Source organism: Nonomuraea sp. NPDC050227, assembly GCF_044459705.1.
GTDB lineage: Bacteria > Actinomycetota > Actinomycetes > Streptosporangiales > Streptosporangiaceae > Nonomuraea.
In genome coordinates this window covers 1-1737 of the sequence record NZ_JBITJF010000031.1, presented here as the reverse complement: position 1 = coordinate 1737, position 1737 = coordinate 1, and the positions used below count along the sequence as shown (strand labels likewise).

The window sequence follows — 1737 nt, the reverse complement described above, 5'->3', positions numbered from 1 at the left end:
TACGTCGAGTTCCAGGTCAGCGCGGCGGCCACCGGCCCGCAGAGCCTGACCTTCCGCTACGCCAACGGCACCACGATCGACCGGCCGCTGAGCATCTCGGTGAACGGCGCCGCGAGCACCCGGTCCTTCCCCGGCACCGGCGCGTGGACCACCTGGAACGAGGTCACGCTCAACGCCACCCTGAACGCGGGCGCCAACACCGTACGGGCCACCGCGACCAGCGCGGACGGCGGCCCCAACCTCGACCGGCTGCGCGTCAGCGGACCGGCCGACACCCAGAAGCCGACCGCGCCCGGCCAGCCGGTGTGCGGCGAGATCACCCACAACAGCCTCAAGCTGGACTGGCCGCCCGCCACGGACGACATCGGCGTCGTGGCCTACGACATCTACCAGCAGGGCCAGCTCATCGCCACCGCCCCCGCGCCGCCGGCCACGCTGACCGGGCTGACCCCCGACTTCGGCTACCAGCTGTCGGTGTTCGCCCGGGACGCCTCCGGCAACGTCTCGCTGAGCAGCCCCGAGGCCGCCTGCCACACGCTGCCCGCGCCGCCGGACGACCCGCCCTCGCCGCCCGGCACGCCCGCGGTCAGCGGCGTCCAGCCCACGTCGGCGACCGTCACCTGGGCCGCCTCCACCGACGACGGCGGCGTGCGCGCCTACCTGGTCCGCGACCACGCCTCCGGCGCCGTGCTGGCCACCGTCACCGGCGCACCGCCCGCCACCAGCACGAGCGTGCCGCTGGAGTGCGCGCGCACCTACCAGCTCGACGTCGTCGCCCGCGACACCGCCGGCCAGCTCTCCGCGCCGAGCGCGGCGTCGGCCGCGTTCACCACCGGCGGGTGCGGGACCGTGCCCCAGACGCCGACCTCCGTCGCGGGCGGCTGGGACGTGCCCTGGGACGCCTCCTGGACGCCGGACGGCTCGTTCGCGCTGGTCACCGAGCGGGACACGTTCAAGGTGTTCAAGGTGACACCGTCGGGCACGAAGACGCAGGTCGGGACCGTGCCGAACGTGCAGACCACCGACGGCGAGGGCGGCCTGATGGGCCTGGACCTCTCCCCCACCTGGAACGGCACGACCGACCAGGAGGTGTTCTTCATGCACACCGCCGCCGAGGGCAACCGCATCGCGAGGATGAACTTCAACGGCAGCACGCTCAGCGGCTACACCACGATCCTCCAGGGCATCGACAAGAACCGCTACCACAACGGCGGCCGCATCCGCTTCGGCCCCGACGGCTACCTGTACGCCACCACCGGCGACGCCCAGCAGTCGGCCAACGCGCCCAACCTGAACTCGCTCAACGGCAAGATCCTGCGCCTGACCAGGACCGGCGCCGCCGCGCCCGGCAACCCGTTCGGCACCCGCGTCTACAGCTACGGCCACCGCAACCCGCAGGGCCTGGCCTGGGACTCCGCCGGCCGACTGTGGTCGTCGGAGCTGGGCAACTCCGCGCGCGACGAGCTCAACCTGATCCAGCCCGGCAAGAACTACGGCTGGCCCACCTGCGAGGGCACCTGCACCGCCTCCGGCATGACCAACCCCAAGTACACCTGGGGCGTCGCCGAGGCCTCGCCGAGCGGCATCGCGATCGTCGGCAACACGGTCTTCATGGCGGCGCTGCGCGGGCAGCGGCTGTGGCGCATCGTCCTGAACGGCGAGAACGTCTCGACGGTCAACTCCTACTTCAACGGCACGTACGGCAGGCTGCGCCTGGTCGAGAAGGTGCCGGGCGCC

At 72.6% G+C, this 1737-nt stretch carries 1 protein-coding gene; it reads left to right on the top strand.

Translation table 11 applies throughout. The features are described from left to right. On the top strand, nucleotides 1-1737 hold a 1737-nt coding region (locus tag ACIBK9_RS51800; RefSeq protein ID WP_397166831.1), incomplete at both ends, for a PQQ-dependent sugar dehydrogenase.